Annotated in this window: 16 protein-coding genes; 6 read left to right on the plus strand and 10 right to left on the minus strand. The window is 68.8% G+C overall.

Annotated features, from left to right (window positions below; translation table 11 throughout):
* Positions 1–175: 175 nt before the first annotated feature.
* A complete protein-coding gene (locus HXX10_RS08675) occupies positions 176–622 on the minus strand; it encodes a DUF6163 family protein (protein ID WP_296521704.1) in 447 nt (148 codons plus the stop codon).
* A gap of 135 nt (positions 623–757) precedes the next feature.
* Here HXX10_RS08675 and hemB point away from each other — a divergent pair, with 135 nt between their 5' ends.
* The gene (hemB, locus tag HXX10_RS08680; protein ID WP_296521706.1) at positions 758–1,834 is read left to right on the plus strand and encodes a porphobilinogen synthase; all 1,077 of its coding nucleotides are present in this window, start codon (positions 758–760) and stop codon (positions 1,832–1,834) included.
* 33 nt (positions 1,835–1,867) lie between these two features.
* On the plus strand, positions 1,868–2,575 hold the full coding sequence (locus HXX10_RS08685; RefSeq protein WP_296521709.1) for a hypothetical protein: 708 nt from the start codon (positions 1,868–1,870) through the stop codon (positions 2,573–2,575).
* A 168-nt stretch (positions 2,576–2,743) separates the two neighbouring features.
* Here the strand turns inward: HXX10_RS08685 and HXX10_RS08690 are convergent, their stop codons facing one another.
* Entirely contained in the window at positions 2,744–3,967 is a 1,224-nt protein-coding gene (locus HXX10_RS08690) for a threonine ammonia-lyase (RefSeq protein WP_296521711.1), read from the minus strand.
* A 132-nt stretch (positions 3,968–4,099) separates the two neighbouring features.
* Here HXX10_RS08690 and HXX10_RS08695 point away from each other — a divergent pair, with 132 nt between their 5' ends.
* The gene (locus HXX10_RS08695) at positions 4,100–4,687 is read left to right on the plus strand and encodes an RDD family protein (protein ID WP_296521713.1); all 588 of its coding nucleotides are present in this window, start codon (positions 4,100–4,102) and stop codon (positions 4,685–4,687) included.
* A 101-nt stretch (positions 4,688–4,788) separates the two neighbouring features.
* The gene (locus HXX10_RS08700; RefSeq protein ID WP_296521714.1) at positions 4,789–5,532 is read left to right on the plus strand and encodes an arginyltransferase; all 744 of its coding nucleotides are present in this window, start codon (positions 4,789–4,791) and stop codon (positions 5,530–5,532) included.
* Positions 5,533–5,743: 211 nt separating this feature from the next.
* Here the strand turns inward: HXX10_RS08700 and HXX10_RS08705 are convergent, their stop codons facing one another.
* On the minus strand, positions 5,744–7,192 hold the full coding sequence (locus HXX10_RS08705; protein WP_296521717.1) for a caspase family protein: 1,449 nt from the start codon (positions 7,190–7,192) through the stop codon (positions 5,744–5,746).
* 249 nt (positions 7,193–7,441) lie between these two features.
* Between HXX10_RS08705 and HXX10_RS08710 the strand changes: the two genes are divergently transcribed.
* The gene (locus HXX10_RS08710; RefSeq protein ID WP_296521719.1) at positions 7,442–8,611 is read left to right on the plus strand and encodes a hypothetical protein; all 1,170 of its coding nucleotides are present in this window, start codon (positions 7,442–7,444) and stop codon (positions 8,609–8,611) included.
* Positions 8,612–8,816: 205 nt separating this feature from the next.
* Here HXX10_RS08710 and HXX10_RS08715 read toward each other — a convergent pair whose 3' ends face one another.
* Positions 8,817–9,089, minus strand: coding sequence for a hypothetical protein (locus HXX10_RS08715; RefSeq protein ID WP_296521722.1), 273 nt, complete (start codon positions 9,087–9,089; stop codon positions 8,817–8,819).
* A gap of 394 nt (positions 9,090–9,483) precedes the next feature.
* Here HXX10_RS08715 and parC point away from each other — a divergent pair, with 394 nt between their 5' ends.
* Positions 9,484–11,742 carry a DNA topoisomerase IV subunit A gene (gene parC / locus HXX10_RS08720; protein ID WP_296521724.1) on the plus strand — a complete coding sequence of 753 codons (2,259 nt, stop codon included), beginning with the start codon at positions 9,484–9,486 and terminating at the stop codon, positions 11,740–11,742.
* A gap of 480 nt (positions 11,743–12,222) precedes the next feature.
* On the opposite strand, the gene recO is transcribed toward parC, so the two are convergent.
* From recO to HXX10_RS08750, 6 genes are all read right to left on the minus strand, one after another.
* On the minus strand, positions 12,223–12,972 hold the full coding sequence (gene recO / locus HXX10_RS08725) for a DNA repair protein RecO (protein ID WP_296521729.1): 750 nt from the start codon (positions 12,970–12,972) through the stop codon (positions 12,223–12,225).
* 127 nt (positions 12,973–13,099) lie between these two features.
* On the minus strand, positions 13,100–14,041 hold the full coding sequence (gene era, locus HXX10_RS08730; RefSeq protein ID WP_296521732.1) for a GTPase Era: 942 nt from the start codon (positions 14,039–14,041) through the stop codon (positions 13,100–13,102).
* 60 nt (positions 14,042–14,101) lie between these two features.
* Positions 14,102–14,824: a ribonuclease III gene (gene rnc, locus HXX10_RS08735; protein ID WP_296521736.1), complete on the minus strand. Its 723-nt coding sequence runs from the start codon at positions 14,822–14,824 to the stop codon at positions 14,102–14,104.
* Entirely contained in the window at positions 14,821–15,588 is a 768-nt protein-coding gene (gene lepB, locus HXX10_RS08740) for a signal peptidase I (protein WP_296521739.1), read from the minus strand. Before lepB ends, rnc begins: the two co-directional genes overlap by 4 nt.
* Positions 15,589–15,769: 181 nt before the next feature.
* Positions 15,770–16,192 (minus strand): holo-ACP synthase, encoded by a 423-nt coding sequence (gene acpS, locus HXX10_RS08745; protein ID WP_296521740.1) that lies wholly within the window; start codon positions 16,190–16,192, stop codon positions 15,770–15,772.
* Positions 16,189–16,953, minus strand: coding sequence for a pyridoxine 5'-phosphate synthase (locus tag HXX10_RS08750; protein ID WP_296521741.1), 765 nt, complete (start codon positions 16,951–16,953; stop codon positions 16,189–16,191). Before HXX10_RS08750 ends, acpS begins: the two co-directional genes overlap by 4 nt.
* Positions 16,954–17,208: the final 255 nt, after the last annotated feature.

The following is a 17,208-nucleotide window of genomic DNA, read 5'->3' on the forward strand; positions in this document are numbered from 1 at the left end:
AGGTCGGCCGGCCGCGGCCTCGAACGGCCCACGGTCATAATCGGCCGGGGCGCGGACAGCCTGTCGGCGCGCCTGCATCTGCGCGGCAGGATAGAGCGGCCGGACCGGTGGCTCAAAGCACAATCCAGCCATGGCCGGCGGGCGTCCGGCGCGGACCCCGCCGGCCGGCCGGACCTCAGGCCGGCTGCTCGCGGGCGGCCTGGATGGCGAAGAACAGATAGGCGACGATCATCACGCCGAGGCCGGCCACCACGGCCCACTGGAAGCCGTAGATCAGCGGGAAGAACACCTGCACGACGATCATGGTGACGGAGCCGGTCAGCCACACCACGGCGCCCCAGGGTGCCGCGAGCCACAGGCCGACGGCGGCGACCAGGTCGATCACGGCGAAGAACACGGTCGCGGTCTGCCAGGACAGCGGCTGGGCGTCGAACACCTCGGTCGGCCCGGCCCCGAAACCGCACACCGCCGACCAGTGATAGAGGCCCTTGAGCATGGCGAAGCCGGCGGCGACCCGTAGAAACAGCACCAGCCGGCTGGCCCAGCCCTCGCGGTCGGGCCGGTAGTCATCGGTGTGGACCGGCGCGAGCTGCTCGATCGGACCGCTGCCCGTGTCGCTCACCGGCGTCTCCTCCCGGACGACCAAGCGGCAGCGGCGCCCGCCCGGCCAGCCGTGTCAGGCAAAAAGAGTGTCAAGGACATGGAACACCGATCCAGAACGCGCTAGAACGCCGCAAAACACTTACGGAGAAGAGCCATGGCCATCAAGTACGGACGCCCGATCGAATCCAAGGTCCGGGTGATTCCGGCCGAGCCGAGTGCCGGCGACCGGCAGGACGGGCTCGATCTCGTCCACCGGCCGCGCCGCAACCGCCGCACCGACTGGTCGCGGCGCATGATGCGGGAGAACGTCCTCACCGCCAACGACCTGATCTGGCCGCTGTTTCTGGTCGACGGCGACAATGTCCGCACCCCCGTCCCGTCGATGCCCGGGGTCGATCGCATCTCGCTGGACCACGCCGTGCGCGAGGCCGAGCGGGCCGCCTCGCTCGACATCCCGTGCCTGGCACTGTTCCCCTACACGGACCCGAAACTGCGCGACGAGAACGGCTCCGAGGCGCTCAACCCGGACAATCTGGTCTGCCGTACGGTCCGCGCGATCAAGAAGGCGGTGCCGAACATCGGCATCCTGTGCGACGTGGCGCTCGACCCCTACACCAGCCACGGCCATGACGGCCTGCTGCGCGACGGCGAGATCCTCAACGACGAGACCGTCGAGATCCTGATGCAGCAGAGCCTCATCCAGGCCGAGGCCGGCTGCGACATCGTCGCGCCGTCCGACATGATGGACGGGCGCATCGGTGCGATTCGCCAAGCCCTCGACGACGCCGGCCGCATCGACATCCAGATCATGGCCTATGCGGCCAAATACGCCTCGGTGTTCTATGGGCCGTTCCGCGATGCGGTCGGCTCCTCGGCGACCCTGACGGGCGACAAGCGCACCTATCAGATGGACTATTGCAACACCGACGAGGCGCTGCGCGAGGTCGAGCTCGATCTCGAGGAAGGCGCCGACATGGTGATGGTGAAACCCGGCCTGCCCTATCTGGACATCGTCCGGCGCATCAAGGACACGTTTGCGCATCCGACCTTTGTCTACCAAGTGTCGGGAGAATATGCGATGATCATGGCGGCCGCCGGAAACGGCTGGCTCGACGGCGAGAAGGCCATGGTCGAAAGCCTGATGGCCTTCAAGCGGGCTGGGGCAGACGGAATCCTCACTTATTTCGCGCCACGCGTGGCCGAAAAGCTGAAGCAGGGCCGTCTGTTATAAGGATCGTCTGAGGCGCCGGGTCACCGGCGCCCGATGTCCGACCACCCGGACCGTCGTGGTGCGCCGAACGCCCGTTCCGACCGCTCGGACGGGCGCGCGGCGCACGAAACGCATGCGGAGGGGGACATGCCGAACCGCAGTGCAGATTACGCGAAGCCGGGCCGCGGGTCCCGCATCCTCGTCGTATCGCTGACCTGTGGGGTCGGCCTGATGGGCGCCTGGGTGCTCGCCGCCAACACGGTCCTCAAGGACGGAACCCAGATCCGTGATGTCGCGACGGCCCTGCTGGCCGCGCGCGACACCACCCCGCCGACCCTGTCGATCCTCAAGGTGGCGTCGGCGCGACACGACGCGACGCCGATCGTGGCCGCAGACCCGGTTCCCGCACCGGCAGATGCCGCGCCGTCCGTCGCGGACACGACACCGGCCGACGGCGGAGCGACAACCGAGGAACCGCCCGTGGCCGCCGCCGGCGAGCCCGCTCCCATGGTGCTGGCTTCCGCCGGAAGTGCCGACTACACGGGCGCGCTCGGGGCCGCGCCGCTGCCTGCCGGGATGCCGGACAGCGTCGAAGAGGCGTCCGAGGGGCCGCTCGCCGGCCTGGTTCCAATGCCGCGCAAGCGGCCGCTCGTCTCGCTGGTGCCGCTGCCGCGCCCGCGGCCCGAGATCGAGGCCGTCGCCTCCGCGGCGCCCGCGACGACGATCGCGCCCTGGGAAATCGACAAGCACCAGCCGCAGTGAGGCGGGCCTGACCGCAACGCCGATCACCCTCCCCTGGAGGGGGAGGGTCGACGCGCGAAGCGCGTCGGGGTGGGGTGAAGCCACAGATGCCGGCTTCGCCGATCACCCCCTCCCGGCGGACTTCGTCCGCCGACCTCCCCCCTTCAGGGGTAGGTGGGGAAGGCCCCTCTACGCGATCGCCTTGACGGTCTCGATCTTCTCGGGCTGGTAGCCGTTCTCGGCGAAGGCCTGGACGATCTCGTGGGCATGGGCACGGTCGCGCGCCTCGACCGTGACGTCGACCTTGGCGCCCTTGGCCGGCACGTCGAGGAAGAGACGGTGGTGCTCGACCTCGAGGATGTTGGCGCCGTGCTCGCCCAACAGCGTCGCGATCGACCCCAGCACCCCCGGCCGGTCCGGAATCGTCAGGCGGATCGAGACGATGCGCGACTCGCGCTCGAGCTCGCGCACCATGATGGACGCGAGAATCCGCGGGTCGATATTGCCGCCGCACAGGACGAGGCCGACCCGCTTGTTGCGGAACCGCTCGGGCCGCGCCAGCATGGCGGCCAGCCCGGCGGCGCCCGCCCCCTCGGCCATGGTCTTCTGCAGCGTCAGATAAGCGTTCACGGCCCGCTCGAGCTGCGCCTCGTCGACCAGGATGATGTCGGAGACGAGCTCCTCGATGATCGGCCGGGTGAGCCGCCCGACATTCTTGACTGCGATGCCCTCGGCCAGCGTCGGGCCGCCGATCGGCCGATCCTCGCCCGCGATGACGTTGCGCATCGACGGATAGAGCGCCGCCTCCACCCCGACGACCTCGATCTCGGGCCGGATGCCGCGGGCCGCGACAGCGTTGCCGGCGATCAGGCCGCCGCCGCCGATCGGGATCACCAGGACGTCGAGATCCGGCACGGTGGCCAGCATCTCGATCGCGACCGTCCCCTGCCCGGCGATGATGTGCGGGTCGTCGTAAGGGTGGACCAGGGTCAGCCCCTCGGCCGCCATGATCGTCTCGACGCGGCGCTGCGCCTCCGCGAGCGTCTCGCCGTCGAGCACCACGGTGGCGCCGAACGCCTTGGTCGAGGCGACCTTCACGAAGGGCGTGGTCTCCGGCATCACGATGGTGGCCGGCACGCCGAGCCGCTGGGCGTGATAGGCGACCGCCTGGGCGTGATTGCCGGCCGACATGGTGATGACGCCGCGCCGGCGCGCCTCCTCGTCCAGCGAGGCGAGCTTCACGAACGCGCCGCGGTCCTTGAAAGAGTTGGTGACCTGCAGGTTCTCGTATTTGACGAACACCTCGGCCCCGGTCAGCGCCGAGAGCCGCGGCGCCGGCAACATGGGGGTCGCCAGCACCTGGCCCTGCAGGATGCGGCGGGCGGCCTCGACAGCGACCAGCGTGACCGTCACGATCGCACCTCCCGCCCGGCCGACACGGTGTGCCGGCCTGCCCCTCTTGCGGGGGGCGCCACGCACGGCCATTTCGGAGAGCGCAGGCTCGCGCCGCCCGGGCCCGGGCGGCCACGGCCGCTGAGGAGCAGCATGACATACGCGAATTCCGACCGGCCCGGCGACCCGTATCCGGGGGAACCGTATCCTGGCGAGCGACCGGCCGGCGACCGGTCGGCGGCAGACCGGCGGCCGCCTTTGGACCCGTTCCTGGAGCCCGAGCTGTTCGAGGGCGTGCTGCCCCGGCGCGTGATCGCGTTCATGATCGACGTCGTCGTCCTTTTCGTTCCGGTGGTCGCGTTCACGATCTTCGTCTTCCTGTTCGGGATCGTGACGCTCGGTCTCGGCTGGGCCCTGTACTGGCTGCTCGGCCCGGCGACCGTGGTCTGGGCGCTGGTCTACTATGGGATGACGCTCGGGGGACCCGAATCGGCCACCCTCGGTATGCGGATGGTGGACCTGGAAATGCGAACCTCCTATGGCTCGCCGTCGTATTTTGTCCTCGGGGCCGTCCATGCGGTGGTGTTCTGGGTGTCGGTCTCGGCCCTGTCGCCGCTGGTGCTGCTGGTCTGCTTTTTCAATCACCGCCGGCGGCTGCTCCATGATATCCTGCTCGGCACGGTGGTGATCAACAACGAGCAGCGTGCACGGCGCCTGCGGGCGGTCGGCCCGGCCCTTTGAGACGACATGGTTTTCGGAGCAAGACCCGGTTGCAGCGGCCCGATGGGCGAGCGTGAGCCGATGGGGCGGCACCATGATGGGCGCCGCGCGCGGTGGGCGTCGTGACCCAGCATTCCCGCGATACGCCGCAATTCTATCTGACGGCGCCGTCGCCCTGCCCATATCTGCCCGGCCGCGAGGAACGCAAGGTCTTCACCCATCTGGTCGGCGAGCGCGCCGGCGACCTCAACAACCTGCTCACCCATGGCGGCTTCCGGCGCAGCCAGTCGATCGCCTATCGGCCGGCCTGCGAGGGCTGCCGCGGCTGCGTCTCGGTCCGGGTGGCGGTCGCCGACTTCCAGCCGACCCGCAACATGCGCCGGGTGCTCGACCGCAATCACGACCTCGCCGGCGAGATGCGGGTCGCGGTGCCGACCTCGGAGCAATACGGCGTGTTCCGCGCCTATCTCGACGCCCGTCACCAGGACGGCGGCATGGCCGACATGACGGTGCTCGACTACGCCATGATGATCGAGGACAGCCACGTCGACACGCGGCTGGTCGAGTATCGCCGGCGCGGCGCCGAGACCGGGTTCGGCCGGCGGGGCGAGCTTCTGGCCGTCAGCCTCACCGACGTCCTCAAGGACGGGCTGTCGATGGTCTACTCGTATTTCGAGCCGGATGAAGGAAGCCGCTCGCTCGGCACCCTGATGATCCTCGACCATATCGCCCGCGCCCGCGCCATGGGGCTGGCCTATGTCTATCTCGGCTATTGGGTGAACGGCTCGCGGAAGATGGACTACAAGGCCCGCTTCCTGCCGCAGGAGCGCCTCGGCCCCGAGGGCTGGGACCTGGTGGAGCGCTGAGTCGAACTGCGACGGTTTGCTCCGCTCCTCCGCGCGAACCCGGGCACTCAGCGCCTGAGGGCCCCGCAGTCCCGCTTGCGCGGAGCTCAGCGGGTCCAGAGATCTCGGAACTATTAATAATTATTACATATACTTAGAGAACCATCTTCAACTTCTGCGCGAGCACACGAAGGGCGGCCCGGCACGCGCCGGACCGCCTCGGTCGTGGGCGCTAACGCCCGAGCCCCATCGGCGAGCCGCGCTGGAAGCCTCCCGACCCGCCGGACGGCCCAACCGGACCGTGCGAATGGCCGCTGGGACCGACGCTCGGCCCGCTCGGCCCATGCGACGGACCATGCGGTATCATTCCGCCGCCGATGATGCCGATGCCGATCGAGATCGGCGGACCGGACGGTCCCGCATGCGGCGGGGGCGGCGGCGGACCGTCGTCGCGGACCGTGGTGCGCTTCACGGTCTTGGTGCTCTTCTTCTCGCTCCTCTCGGTGCGGCGCAGCTCACGCCTGGTCGGCTGCACCGGGGGAGCGCAGATGCACGGCGCCGCGATCTGGATCGGCGTCGCGATGGCGATCTGCCGGTTGCTGGCCCGGCCGAACAACCGCTGCGCGGTGCCGAACAGGTCAGTGCCGGGGTTCTGGGTCATGAACAGCTCGAAAGACGCCGGCGTGTTTACCGTGACGGCCGTGTACCAGGCGACCATCACCTTGCGGCGATCGACGATCTCACGCACCCGGGTCTGGAACGGCGCCGCGGAGAAGAGCTGCAGATAGGCCTGGTAGGCCTCCAGCGAGTCCTCGCGGATCACCTGCTCGTAGGCCTCGAACTGCGACTTGGCCTTGAGCTCGTTGCGCCACGAGTCGACCGAGCGCACCGCGGTGCGCGGCCCGCCGACGGCGGCGACCTTCTGGCCGGCTGCCCCGCCCCCGGCCTTGCCGGCCGGCGGCTTGGTGTCGGTCGCCGCGACGACCGGCGCCGACGAGGTCGACACGCCGGGGAAAAAGGCGAAGTCGGTGGTCAGCGACGAGCTTTCCCACGGGGTCTGGCGGCCCGCCGTCGCCTGGTGGACGGCGTAGCGCACCCGCTTGAACGCCTGCTCGATCGGAACGCCCGGTTCCTTGGCGACCGTGAGCAGCGCGCCCGTATAGGGGCTGTTCGCCCCCGCCCCGTCCTCGGCCTCCGAGCCCGGGGCGGTCGAGTAGGAGACGATCGAGCCGGCCGGAGCGTCGACGATGGCGAGGCCGCGGCCGACCACCTTGTTGATCTCGGAGAACGGGTTGTTGCGGCAGGCGTCGATCAGGACGATGCGGGTCTTGCTCGGCACCGCGGCAAGGGCATTCATCACGTCGGCGAGCCGCACGGTCTGCAGCGGCACGTCGGCCTCACGCGAAATCCGCGCGTCGACCGGCACCAGAAAGTTCTCGCCGTCGACCTGCAGGCCGTGGCCCGCATAGAACACCAGGGCGACCGTGTCCTGGCCCTTCTCGGCGACGCGGGCCGCGAAGTCGCCGATCGCGCGCCGCATCTCGGCCTGACCGAGATCCGGCGCCGTGGCCACCTCGAAGCCGGCCGCCGTCAGGAGCTCGGCCATGGCCTTCGCGTCATTGGCCGGATTGGGGAGCTCCGCCACGGCCTGATAGGCCGAGTTTCCGATCACCAGAGCCATTCGGGGCTCTGCTGCCGCGGCGCCAAAGGCGACACTTGCGCCCAGCGCCGCGACCGTCAGCATCCGCCACGCCATGTCCGCACCTCCGTTGGTTCTGAAATGTCTTGTCGGACTTACGTCTTGTCGGACGACCACCACGGAAGGTTCGAACCGTCGGCGCGGATTGCCGCACTCGGTTTGATGGCCGTCAAGAAATCCGCACTTTCGTGCCACAACACCGAAGGACCCTCGGCCAGGAGACCGTCCCTCATGTTCCGTGCAAGACAGCGACCCGCCGCGATCCGGCGCGATCGCCCGCATGCGTCATCGTCCAGACCGATCTTTTCATCCGCCCGGCTCGCCGCGCTTCTTGGCGCGATCCTGCTGGCGACGACGCTGCTGGCCGCTGTTTCGGTGCGGGCCGAGGACACAGAGATGCCGCGCATCCGCACCAATCAAGCGTATATCGAGGAGCTGGCGCGGCCGACGACGCTCGCCATCGACAATCCGGTCGCCGTGTTCGCCGCCGTGTTCGGACAGCTTCCGGACCGCGTGAAGGTCTATCCCACCGAAAACTACTACTACTTCACCTTCCTGCATGCCGGCGCGCCTTACAACGGCAATATCCGGCTCGATGCCAGCGACCGCGACCAGGGCAAGCTGCACTTCGCCTATTCGGAGGATCTGGCCGACTGGCGGGAGGAGACCGACGTCATCCACGTGGCGCTCGACGCGACCAACGACGTGCAGGTCGAGAAGGTCGAGCGGTTCCTCTACCGCGTCACCTTCCGCGGCAAGAGCGTGCTGTTCGAGCTCAACGACCTCTCCGGCGTGAAGCCGCCGGATGGCCTGCTCGGGCCGGACGAAAAGTTCGTCGGGCCGATCTTCGACGAGTCGGGCCTGCGATTCTTCCTGGTGTTCAACGCCCGGCTGAAGCTGTTCCACTACATCCTGGACGAGACCGCGCCGGTACCCGAGCAGTTCGTGCCGGCGAAGTCAGGCCGCATCGTGCTGGGCAAGCGCACCGGCTACGGCTTCTTCGTCGACGACCGTCGCCCACGAAAAATCCTGGTCGGCGTGGCGTTCGCGAACTCGCGGGTGAACAACTATTTCGACGGACCATTCGATCAGCTCCCCGACAATTTCATCGAGGGCGACGCCTTCCGCGACATGATCGTCGCGGTGGCGCCGGAGCTGAAGGGCAAGATCGACCGCTTCGGCGGCTGGGGCGACGGCGCCCAGCGCTTCATGATCGCGCCCTACTATTACTACCAGCGCGACAGCGAGCTCGCCGCGTTCGACCGCTGCGCCTCCGACAAGCGCATTCCGGAGGCGAACCACTACGCCTGCTTCGTCGTCGACGACGACAGCCAGCAGAATTTTTCGCCGATCCCCCGCGCCATCAAGGAGCTGCGCGGCAAGGGCCGCAAGAAGGGGTGAGGGCGTCGTTCCGGGGCGCGGGCCAAAGGCCCGCGAACCCGGAATCCCGCGACAGCCTCGACGGTCTCGGCTGGATTCCGGGTCCGGCGCTCTGCGCCGTCCATACGTGACGGAGCATGAATGTGGGGCCTCGCAAAAAGCCGGCCCGCTCGCGCGGACCGGCACGACCGCCTCAGCCAGAGGCGGCGATCACATCAGGGCTCGCTCAGCAACGGCCCCAGGCGCTGGACCCACGCCAGTGGCAGCGCGGGCGGCTGCCAAAACGCCAATGGCTGCGGCCCGGATCGTGCCAAGCGCCGCCGCGGCTGCCCCAGCGCCAGTGGCTGCGGTTGGGGCCGTGCCATTGCACCTGCGTCACGACGCCGGCGACGTCCGACGTCACCAAGCCGGCCCCATTGAGGGGGGCGGCCGACACCGGGGCGGCGCCGAAGACGCCGACACCTGCGGCGAGCGCCGCCGCCAAGACCAGTCCACGCATCTCGTTCTCCTCATCTCGCGACCGCCCGCCCGTGGCCGCGAGGTCAGTACCTCGCCCGCGGGATCGCCGGTCGGTTCCTCGGGGATAGTCAACGCGATCGATTCAGTGTCTTCGATTCAGTGCCTTCGAAACAGGGGGTGCGAGCCCTGATCAGCCGGTCCTCCGTCGCGGTCGTGCCGTAGCGGTCTGATCCGAAATGTCGTCTCGGGCGACCGGCAGGGGTGCCGTCGCAACAGCATAAAGCCCTCGGATCTCAGCAGAATTATGGAGAGTTCGTTCATCTTGGGTTCATCCGGAGCGCCCCGGCGGCCCGCAAGCCCCCGTTCCGGCGGCACCGCCGCCCCGCCGGCCACGGCGGTTGTTCGCGCTCCGTCCCCGGGCTATTCGGACGGGCATGAGCAGGACCCTGATTCCCCCCGATCCGTCCGAGGTGCACGACGTCGCGCTGCGCGATGCGCTGGAGGAACGCTACCTCGCCTACGCGCTGTCCACCATCATGCACCGGGCCCTGCCGGACGCCCGCGACGGCCTCAAGCCGGTGCACCGGCGCCTCCTCTACGCCATGCGCGAGCTGCGCCTCGACCCCGGCGCGGCGTTCAAGAAATGCGCCCGCGTGGTCGGCGACGTCATCGGCAAGTACCACCCGCACGGCGACCAGTCCGTCTACGACGCCATGGTGCGGCTCGCGCAGGATTTTGCGCAACGCTATCCCCTGGTCGACGGCCAGGGCAATTTCGGCAATATCGACGGCGATAACGCCGCCGCCATGCGATACACCGAGGCACGCCTCACCGAGGTCGCCCGGCTGATGCTGGACGGGCTCGACGAGGACGCCGTCGACTTCCGCCCGACCTATGACGGCTCCGAGCAGGAGCCCGTGGTGCTGCCCGGCGCCTTCCCCAACCTCTTGGCCAACGGCGCCCAGGGCATCGCGGTCGGCATGGCCACCTCGATCCCGCCGCACAATGCCGCCGAGCTTTGCGACGCCGCTCTGCACCTGATCGAGCATCCCGACGCCAAGACCAAGGCGCTGATGAAATACGTCCCCGGTCCGGATTTTCCGACCGGCGGCCTGATCATCGACTCACGCGCCACCATCGCCGAGGCCTACGAGACCGGCCGCGGCGGCTTCCGGGTGCGGGCCCGCTGGGAGAAGGAGGACAGCGCCCGCGGCATGTGGGTCGTCGTCATCACCGAGATCCCGTGGCTGGTGCAGAAGTCGCGGCTGGTCGAGCGCATCGCCGAGCTCCTGAACGAGAAGAAGCTGCCGCTGGTCGGCGACGTGCGCGACGAGTCGGCCGAGGACCTCCGGCTGGTGATCGAGCCGCGTGCAAAAACGGTCGACGCCGAGCTGCTGATGGAGTCGCTGTTCAAGCTGACGGATCTCGAGTCGCGCATCCCGCTCAACATGAACGTGCTGGTGCAGGGCCGCATCCCCAAGGTGATCGGCCTCGCCGAGGCGCTGCGCGAATGGCTCGACCACCGCCGCGACGTGCTGCTGCGGCGCGCCAATCACCGGCTCGGCGTCATCGAGCGCCGGCTCGAGGTGCTGGGCGCGTATCTGATCGCCTACCTGAACCTCGACAAGGTGATCCGCATCATCCGCAAGGAGGACGAGCCCAAGCCCGTCCTGATGAAGACCTTCAGCCTCAGCGACGTCCAGGCGACCGCCATCCTCGACATGCGGCTGCGCAACCTGCGCCGGCTGGAGGAGATGGAGATCCGCGGCGAGGACAAGGCGCTGCGCGCCGAGCAGCGCGAGCTCAAGGGCCTGGTCGGATCGGACGGCAAGCAGTGGGCCAAGGTCGCCGAGGAGATCAAGGCGATCCGCGCCACCTTCGGCCCGAAGACCAAGCTCGGCAAGCGCCGCACCGGCTTCGCCGAGGCGCCCGCGCATGACGAAGCGGCGATCGAGGAGGCCATGGTGATCCGCGAGCCGATCACCGTGGTGGTGTCGGACAAGGGCTGGATCCGCGCCCTCAAGGGCACCGTGACGGATCTGTCCGGCGTCCAGTTCAAATCGGACGACCGGCTCAAGTTCGCCTTCCCGGCCGAGACCACCTCGAAGCTCACGGTGCTGGCCACCAACGGCCGCTTCTACACGTTGGAGGCCGGCAAGCTGCCGGGCGGCCGCGGCCACGGCGAGCCGGTGCGCCTCTACATCGACATGGAGCAGGAGGCCGATCTCGTCGCCGTCTTCCCGTTCGTCGGCGGGCGCAAGTTCCTGGTGGCGAGCCGCAGCGGCCACGGCTTCGTGGTCGGCGAGGACGAGTGCGTCGCCAACACCCGCAAGGGCAAGCAGGTGCTCAACGTCGATCTGCCCGACGAGGCCCGGATGGTGACGACCGTCGAGGGCAATCAGGTCGCCGTGATCGGCGAGAACCGCAAGCTCCTGGTCTTCCCGCTCGACCAGATCCCGGAGATGGCGCGCGGGCGCGGCGTGCGGCTGCAGCGCTACAAGGACGGCGGGCTCTCCGACGTGAAGACGTTTGCGGGCGCCGACGGGCTGACCTGGACCGACTCGGCGGGCCGCGTCTTCACGCTGAGCCTGAAGGAGCTGGCCGACTGGCGCGGCAACCGCGCCGACGCCGGCCGCCTGCCCCCGAAGGGTTTTCCACGCAGCGGGAAGTTCGAGAACGGCGGAACTCTATAGGCCCTCGAAACGGGAAACCTTAAAAGCAAAACCCGCCGCGGCAAGACCGTGACGGGTTGTCCGCTGCTCGGTCGTGCCGAGGATCGCGGCGACCGCGGCCGGGCTCGGAGAGCCTCTGGCCGGCGGCAAATGATTTCCGTAGAGCGCTACGCCTTGGCGATCCGCCATGCGTTCCGCAGTGCGTCGAAGCGCGCCAGCGGATAGCGGCGATAGATGCCGTAGTGCATGACAAAACGTCGAACGAACGAGTTCATGGTGACCCTCTGACGTTCCGATCCCACCGACAACACATTGGAGGCCGCGTTGTTCCGTCAGCTCTCCCGATTTCGGCCAGGATATGGCCAAACGGGGCCTGGATTCCAGAGGTATCACAGTCTTGTTAAAATCTTTTGACACCGCACTGCAGCGCTATTGCTGCATACGCGAATGGTCGACCTTCGGTATTCTTGACCGAAGAGAATATTACGCCGAAACAGCGCGTCAGCCGCTCGCGGTGCAGCACGCCGGCGGCCGGGCCCGCATCACCGCGGCAAGGAAGTGTGCGCGCGCGTCCGGCAACGGCAGGCCGCGCGGCTCGAAGACATGGCGGGCCAGAAAGAAGCCGGTCATCCGGAAGCCTTCGGCCAGCTCGTCGTCGGCGATGTCATTCCGATCGGCAGCGAGAAATCCCGGCAGCGGCAGCAGCCGGTCATGCCACGGCGCGCCGACGCTTTTCGACACCGCCCGCCCCGATTTCGGCGAGACATAGACGAGATCGGCATCGACCCCGCTCACCGCACAGCGGTCGAGGTCGAGCCCGAAGCCGAGCTCGGTGAGGAGCTGCAGCTCGAAGCGCACCACCAGGGCGCCGGCGCGCGCCGGCTCGCCGATCAGCTCGAGAATCGCCTCCAGCATGTCGTGAACGACCGGATGCGGGTCACGCTCCGGCAACAGCCGGGCCAGCGCGGCGAGGTGGACGACGCCGTAGAGCGCATGCGGATGCGCCAGCAGGGCGCCTGCCCGCAGCCGGACGCCCTCGACCGCATAGTTGCCGAGATGCTCGTCGAGCCGCGCCCGCCAGGTCGCGGCAACCCGGTTGCCGGGCTGCAGCACCGCCTGCAGACGCGGCCCTGCCCCGCCCCGCACCAGACCGAGATGACGGCCGCGCTCGCGGGTCATCAGCTCGACGATGGCGCTCGTCTCGCCATGCCGGCGGACGCCGAGCACGATGCCTTCCTCGGACCACTGCATGGGGCTGGCTTATCCCGCGAATCGTCGGCGCGGAAGCCGTGTAGGGCGCAATGAGCGCAGCGAATTGCGCCAGCAAGATCATGCGCGGCGCAATTCGCTGCGCTCATTGCGCCCTACACGGGAGGCTTCACCCCTTCGGGAACTCCAGCCCCATCTCGCGGTAGCGCTCGGGATCGTCGGACCAGTTTTCGCGCACCTTCACGAACAGGAACAGGTGAACCTTCTGGTCGATGAGTTTCGCCAGCTCCTCGCGCGAGTCCGTGCCGATCGACTTGATGGTGTGGCCGCCCTTCCCGAGCACGATCTTCCGCTGGCTCTCCCGCTCGACGAAGATGGTCTGCTCGATCCGCACCGAACCGTCGGGCTGCTCGGTCCACGAGTCGGTCTCCACCGTCGAGCGGTAGGGCAGCTCCTGGTGCAGTTTCAAGAACAGCTTCTCCCGGGTGATCTCGGCCGCGAGGCTGCGCATCGGCGCATCCGACATCTGATCCTCGGGATAGAGCCACGGCCCCTCCGGCACCTGTCCGCCGAGCGTCGCGGCGAGATCCGGCACGCCGTCGCCGCTCATCGCCGAGACCATGAACGTGCCCGTGAAGGCGACGCGGTCGTTGGCGGCCTGCGCCAGCGCGAGCAGCGCCGGCTTCGCCACCAGGTCGACCTTGTTGATCACCAGCGTCTTGGGCTGGCGCACCTCGACGAGCTTGTCGAGGATCGCCGCCGTCTCGGAGTCGAGGCCGCGCTTGGCGTCGATCACCAGCACGGCGAGATCGGCGTCCTTGGTGCCGGACCACGCGGTCGTCACCATGGCGCGCTCGAGCCGCCGGCGCGGCAGGAAGATGCCGGGCGTGTCGACGAAGATCAGTTGCGCTGCGCCGAACACGGCGATGCCGCGCACCAGCGTGCGGGTGGTCTGCACCTTGGGGCTGACGATCGTCACCTTGCTGCCGACCAGGGCGTTGACCAGCGTCGACTTGCCCACATTGGGGGCGCCGATCACGGCGACGAAGCCGCAGCGGGTCTTTTGGTCCGCCGGCGCGGGGGCTGGCGTGGTGTCGTCCATCTCGGTCATCGGATCTCGATTCGGATCGGTGTCGGGCATCGCCACGGCCATCGCGGAAGGCCGTCGCGCTCAGCCCTCGGTCTCGGCCGGGACGGCCGCGGTCACAACGCCCTCGCGGCCCAGAAAGGCCGCCGCGGCAGCCTGCTCGGCGGCGCGCTTGGAGCGCCCGACGCCTTCGGCGGAGGACAGATCGGGCAGCTCGACGACGACGCGGAATTCCGGGTCGTGATGCGGGCCGGTGCGCTCGACCTCGCGGTAGTGCGGCGTCGGCAGCCCGCGCCCCTGCGCCCATTCCTGCAGGACGGTCTTCGAATCGCGCAGCGGCCGCTTCGGCTTGCGCATCCGCTCGCCCCACAGATGCTCGATCATGGCGGTCGCCGCCGGATAGCCGCCGTCGACGAACACGGCGCCGATCAGCGCCTCGCAGACGTCGGCCAGGATCGCGGTGCGCCGCCGCCCGCCGGCATTGGCCTCCGACACGCCGAGCTTGATGGCGGCGCCGAGATCGAGGCAGCGCGCGACGTCGGCGCAGGTCTCGCGGCGGACCAGGTCGGCGAGGCGACGCGACAGCTCGCCCTCCTCGGCCTTGGGGAAGGTCGTGTACAGCATCGCCGAGACGACCAGGCCGAGCACGTGGTCGCCCAAAAATTCGAGGCGCTGATAGCTGCCCATGCGGCTCTTGCCGGACAGCGCCGAGATGTGGGTCAGGGCCGTTTCCAAGAGCGTCTTGTCGGCGAACGCGTACCCGATCCGGGTCTCGAGCTCGCGCCGGCCCTTGATCTTCGGGCTCATCTGACCAGTGTCAGCAACCGTCCCCATCGCACCGCCCAGGGCCACGTCCAGACGTGCCACGCCGGAACGCCGTCGCCCACCGAGAAGAAGATGATCTGGGCGCGGCCGATGATGTTGTCGAACGGCACGTAGCCGACCTGGCTGAGCACCCGGCTGTCGGTCGAGTTGTCGCGGTTGTCGCCCATCATGAAGAAGTGCCCGGCCGGCACCTCGTAGACCTGCGTGTTGTCGAGGAAGCCGTTGTCCTGCAGGTCCAGCGTCTCGTAGCTGACGTTGTTCGGCAGAGTCTCGCGCCAACGGCGCACCCGCACGGTGCGGCCGCCCTCCTCCTCGACATAGTCGCCGACGCGCTCGCGCTTCACCGGCTGGCCGTTGATGTGCAGCAGGCCGCCGATCATCTGGATGCGGTCGCCCGGCAGGCCGATCACCCGCTTGATGTAGTCGGTCGAGTCGTCCTTCGGCAGGCGGAAGACGACCACGTCGCCACGCTCGGGCTCCGAGCCCACGATGCGCCCGTTGAACAGCGGCAGCGACAGCGGAAAGGAATAGCGGCTGTAACCGTAGCTGTACTTGGAGACGAACAGGTAGTCCCCGATGAGGAGCGTCGCCATCATCGAGCCGGACGGAATGTTGAACGGCTGAAACAGGAAGGTCCGGATGACCAAAGCGATGATCAGGGCATGGAATATGACCCGGGCCGTTTCGAGAAGCCCGCCTTCCTTCTTCTTCTCCTGCCGCTTCTCTTGGCTGTCGTACACGCTCATTGGCCTCTCGTTGTTCGCCTTCAGTCCATCGCCGTCTTGTCGAGGCAGCGGACCTCGACCGGGACTGGACGGGGGTCTTTCGGCGATTCACCCACCGCTGCAGGCCCGAACGGGAGGCGTGCGACGATGAACCCGGCTCGGTGGTGCCTGAGTTCTAGCTGCTCGCCGCCGATGGCGCAATTCAGGCGGGCGGCCCGTCCCCGGCGGATCGCGGTACCGCCGAGATCACCACAAAAGCCTGCGCCAACGGCCATTCGTCCGTCAAAGCGAGGTCGATGCGGGCGTCGCAGCCCGCCGGCGTGAGGGCTTCGAGGCGCGCCAGCGCCCCGCCGGTGAGTCGCAGGGTCGGCTGGCCGGACGGCAGGTTCACCACCCCGAGGTCGCGGAAGAAGACGCCGCGGCGAAAGCCGGTGCCGAGCGCCTTGGCGCAGGCCTCCTTGGCGGCGAAGCGCTTGGCATAGGTCGCCGCCCGGTTCTTGCGGCGCTCGGCCAGCGCCCGCTCGACCGGCGTGAACACCCGCGCGACGAAGCGTTCGCCGTGGCGCTCGAGGGTCCGCTCGATTCGCCTGATGTCGGCGATGTCGGTGCCGATGCCGATGATCACGGCGCCACCGCCTTGGCACGGCCCCGCCGCATCGCGGCCAGCATGCGCCTGATCGTCCCGTCGAGCCCGTCGAACACCGCCTCGGCGACCAGCCAATGGCCGATGTTCAGCTCGACCACCTCGGGCAGCGCCGCGATCGTCTCGGCTGTGAGCGGGTCGAGGCCGTGGCCGGCATGCACCTCGAGGCCGCGCTCGCGGGCGCCGCGCGCCGCCTGCACGATGCGGCCGAACTCGGACGCTGCGGCGACACGGTCGCCCGCCGCCACGGCGTCGCACCAGGCGCCGGTGTGCAGCTCGACCACCGCCGCGCCGACCGCGACGGCGGCGTCGAGCTGAATCGGCTCGGGCGCGATGAACATGGAAACACGGATGCCGGCGGCACCGAGCGCGCGAACCGCCGGCGCCAGCTCGTCGCGCTGGCCGGCGACATCGAGCCCACCTTCGGTGGTGCGCTCCTCGCGCCGTTCCGGCACCAGGCAGGTGGCATGCGGCTTCAACCGCAGCGCGATCTCCACCATCTCGCGGGTCGCCGCCATCTCCATGTTGAGCGGCACGGTCAGGTGCCCGCGTAGCCGCTCCATGTCGGCGTCGCGGATGTGGCGGCGATCCTCGCGCAGATGCGCCGTGATGCCGTCGGCGCCGGACGCGACGGCGACTTGGGCGGCCCGCAGCGGGTCGGGATGCCGGCCGCCGCGCGCATTGCGCAGCGTGGCGACGTGGTCGATGTTGACGCCGAGACGGATGGGGGAAAGGACGGTCACCGAAAAGCTCCGACCGACCGTCGATTGACGGTCACGGCGCCGGTGTGCCGCAGAAACTTCGCGGACTCAAGGGTGTGCGGCAGACGAAGGCACCTTCACCCTCCCCTGGAGGGGGAGGGTCGACGCGCGAAGCGCGTCGGGGTGGGGTGAAGTCGCGCACACCGGAGGTGCTGTTACCCCCACCCGGCGCGCTTTGCGCGCCGACCTCCCCCCTCCAGGGCAGGGCTATCGCGTTTGAGCGAGAAGCTTGAGGAG

The organism is Rhodoplanes sp. (assembly GCF_013377085.1).
Lineage (GTDB): Bacteria > Pseudomonadota > Alphaproteobacteria > Rhizobiales > Xanthobacteraceae > Rhodoplanes.